Here is a 3,594-nt window from a genome sequence, read left to right as displayed (position 1 = left end):
TCTTCGGCGGCGTTTCCCCGATGTGGTGGGTCACGGGCAGTCCGGAGGCTTCGATCTCGTCCCATACCGGGCTCATCGTCGTGCTCGCGTAATCGATCGGATTGCCGTCGTCGTCCTTGCCCGGGTTAAGCGGCATCAAAAACGTCTTGAGCCCCAACGATTTCAGCTCTTCCAACGTCCGCCGGGTACCCTGCGGATCCCACCAGTTGATCAAGCCGGCGCCGTAGAAGTGACCACCCGAACGTTCCTGCAGCTCGGCGATGTACTCGTTGTAGATGCGAAACGCCAACTCACGTAGCTTCTTGTCGGGGTAGTGGAACAGGGCCAGGATCGCATTGGGAAACGCCAATTCTTTTTCTACGCCGTCATCGTGCAATTCCTGAATACGCGCTTCGATGTTCGTGCTCGCCGCACCCGGCAGGTCGTCGTACTGCATGAGGACCGCACTGAAGTCACCCGGGAGGAAGGACTGTCCTTTGCGGCCGACCTGGTAAGCGCCGTCTTCGTACCAGATTCGCGGCGCCTTGTCCTTCAGGTCGTCCGGGAACCGCTCATAGAAGATGTCGTCGGCCAGCGAGATGTGGTTGTCGGCGGAGAAAACCACCGTCCCTTCGGGCAGCCCCACATCGCGGCCCAAGGCGTGGCCGCGGCGATTCTTGGGCGCACCAAAGCCTTCCGGCGGGTACAGCGAAATGGTGCTGGTCTGGGTTGACATGACGGGCCCTCCATTGGGTTCGGTCGGTTTCTCAAGTACTCACCAGGTGACCGGAAGTTCGTACACGCCGTAGGCAAGGCGGTCGTGTTTGAACGGGATGTCGGTGACCGGGACGGCCAGCGCCAGAGTGGGGACCCGGCGCAGCAGCGTGCGATACACGATCTGCAGCTCGGCCCGAGCGAGCTGCTGGCCCACGCACTGGTGTCGTCCGTAACCAAACGCGACGTTGCGCTCTGCCCCGGAGCGGTGCAGGTACAGCCGCTCGGGCTCGGTAAAGGCGTTCGCATCCCAGTTGGCCGGGGCCAAGTCGATGATGATGCCGTCGCCGGCCCGGATGGTTTCTCCGGCGATGTGGATCTCTTCCAGGGCGACGCGACGTTGGCCGTTCTGGATGATGCTCAGATAGCGGAGCAACTCCTCGACGGCGTTGGCGACGATCTTAGGGTCTTCAGCGTCGCGCAGGACGGTGGCTTGCTCGGGATTTACCAGCAGCGCAAGCACTCCGAGCCCGATCATGTTCGCGGTTGTCTCGTGCCCGGCGATCAAAAGCCCGGTACCCAACTGGGCTGCTTCTTTGACGCTGAGCTCGCCGGCCTTGACCCGTTCGGCCAGATCGGACACCGCATCCTCGGCCGGATTGGCCATCTTGGCCTCGACCAACTGCGCCAAGTACTTGTGTAGGCTCATGGCGCCCTTGACGGTGTCTTCGCCGGTCGCGTACCGCGCCAGTCCCACGTTGGCGTGATGCTGGAACATCTCGGCGTCTTCATACGGCACGCCGAGCAACTGGCTGATCACCAGGGACGGGACCGGCAGCGCCAGCGCGGTGACGATGTCGGCCGGCTTGGGTCCGGCCAGCATCGCGTCGATGTGGTCATCGGTGATCTGCTGAATGCTGGCGCGAAGTCCTTCCACCCGCTTGAAGGTGAAGGGCTTGGACAACATTCGCCGGAACCGGGTGTGTTCCTCGCCGTCGGCGGTGAACACCGATCGAGGTCGCTTGTGCACCGTGGACAACATGCCGGCGTTCCAGTGCGGGAATCCGGGCACCCGGTCGTCGACGCTGACGCGGGGGTCACTGAACAGTTCGCGGCACTCCTCGTATCCGGTGATCAGCCAGGGTGTGCTGCCATCCCAGATGCGGACTCGGGTCAGCGGCTGCTGTGCTGCCAAAGCCATGACGTCCGGAGGCGGTGCGAATGGGCACCCGCTCGATCGGGCCATGGGATATTCGGGGACCGCCGCGGCAGTCTCGGCGGTGCCGGCCAGAGTGTCGGACACGGTCACTCCTCGATGTGGATAGCCAAGGCCGGACAGAAGGCGGCGGCTTTGCGGGTGGCCTCGTGTTGTTCGGCGGGTGGATTGGGGGTGAGCAGTTCGACGACGCCGTCTTCATCGCGCTGGTCGAACACCTCCGGCGCATTCATCACACAGTTGCCCGACGAGGCGCAGATGTCTTGATTCACAGTCACTTTCATTGTATTTGGTCTTCGCTTGAAGTCACCGGGGCCAGCCACAATCCGACGATGGCGTCGATGAGCCCGGTGGCAGCAGCACTCCAGGACGGCCGGGGAGTCGACATGCCGCCGGCGAGCGCACGTTCGAGATCCGCGCAGGTGTGCATCAATAGGTTGCGCGCCATGATGTTTCGCTCGAATCGAACCTCGAGGGGCAAATCGGGAAGACAGCGGTTGATCCCGTCGACAACCTGAACCAGTGACGGCGAGCTGAGCGCTCCCTTGACGATGATGTTGTAGTAGGCGGGATCGGTCATGGCCTGGGCGGCGAACCTGGCGTACCAGGTGGGGTTGCGCAAGTCCGCCAGGTGGTCGGTGAGCGGGCGCACCAGGCATGCCACCCAGGCCCGCATGTCCGCCGGATCACCGGAGTCGAGTAGGGCACTGACCATCCCCTCGCGCAGTTCTTCCACCGGGCCGCGGTGCTTTTGCTCGATTGCCCGCACGAGGTCGGCCTTGGTGCCGAAGTGGTAGCCGACGGCCGCGTTGTTGCCCTGACCGGCAGCCTCGCTGACCTGCCGGTTGGACACGGCGAACACCCCGTGCTCGGCGAAGAGTCGCTCGGCCGCCACCAGGATCGCTTCCTGCGTGGAACTGGCTCGCTCGCTACGAACGGCCCGGCCGATCGAAGTCATTCGGCTAGTCAACCGCGCGGCGCGGTGTTAAGTCAAGCGATTGATTTAAATGCTATTGAGCGAAGTCGGCGGGACGAAACTTCCCTTCGGCGAGCTTGCCTTCGATCTCTTCGAGACTCCGACCGGTGAGATCGGGCATTCGGAAAAATACGAAGAGCCAAGCACAGACGTTGAACAGGGCGTACAGCCACATCGAGGGACCGACGCCGATGGTGTTGATGGTGGTGAGCAGGGTCAACGTGATGACGACGTTGGTGCCCCACATGGCCGCTGACTGCGCGGCCGCACCGGCGGGACGCACCGCCAGCGGGTAGGTCTCCGAACCGGTCAGCCATCCCATCAGTTGCAGCCCGCCCGCGTTGAACAACATGAACACGATGAGGCAGGTGACGATGAGCGGCACGGAGTCGCGGCCGCTGTTGCCGGTGACGAACAGTAGTCCTAACCCGAGAAGGCTTGCCGCTGCGCCGGGAATCATGATCAGGGTGAGCCGGCGTCGCCCCACCTTGTCGATGACCGCGAGGCCGACGAGCTGGGCCAGCAGGTAAGTGAAGCCCAGCCCGACCGAAACGTCGAGCGCCACCGATGTGTCGAATCCGTTGTCCGTCAGAATGGTTGGTGAGTAATAGATGATCATTTCGATGCCGCTGAGTTGGGTGAAGACGGCGATGCCGCACCCGAGGATCAGCGCCGGACGTACCCACCGCTCACGCAGCCCGGCCCAGCC

Annotated in this window: 5 protein-coding genes; all 5 read right to left on the bottom strand. The window is 63.3% G+C overall.

The window, feature by feature from the left end; all coding sequences use genetic code 11:
- A partial coding sequence (locus tag A9W95_RS05055) for an amidohydrolase family protein (RefSeq protein WP_172826561.1) occupies window positions 1-604 on the bottom strand: 604 nt, incomplete at its 3' end.
- A 150-nt stretch (window positions 605-754) separates the two neighbouring features.
- Window positions 755-1,939: a cytochrome P450 gene (locus A9W95_RS05050; RefSeq protein WP_371328024.1), complete on the bottom strand. Its 1,185-nt coding sequence runs from the start codon at window positions 1,937-1,939 to the stop codon at window positions 755-757.
- A gap of 59 nt (window positions 1,940-1,998) precedes the next feature.
- Window positions 1,999-2,193: a ferredoxin gene (locus A9W95_RS05045; RefSeq protein ID WP_067409510.1), complete on the bottom strand. Its 195-nt coding sequence runs from the start codon at window positions 2,191-2,193 to the stop codon at window positions 1,999-2,001.
- Window positions 2,190-2,867, bottom strand: coding sequence for a TetR family transcriptional regulator (locus A9W95_RS05040; protein WP_067409509.1), 678 nt, complete (start codon window positions 2,865-2,867; stop codon window positions 2,190-2,192). The genes A9W95_RS05045 and A9W95_RS05040 overlap by 4 nt, the downstream gene beginning before the upstream one ends.
- 52 nt (window positions 2,868-2,919) lie before the next feature.
- Window positions 2,920-3,594, bottom strand: a 675-nt coding sequence (locus A9W95_RS05035) for an MFS transporter (protein ID WP_156746018.1), incomplete at its 5' end; no start/stop codon positions are given.

Origin of the sequence: Mycobacterium sp. 1423905.2 (genome assembly GCF_001673155.1) — a bacterium.
GTDB lineage: Bacteria > Actinomycetota > Actinomycetes > Mycobacteriales > Mycobacteriaceae > Mycobacterium.
The sequence above is the reverse complement of the archived record's forward strand: the minus strand, read 5'-3'. Positions and strand labels throughout refer to the sequence as shown.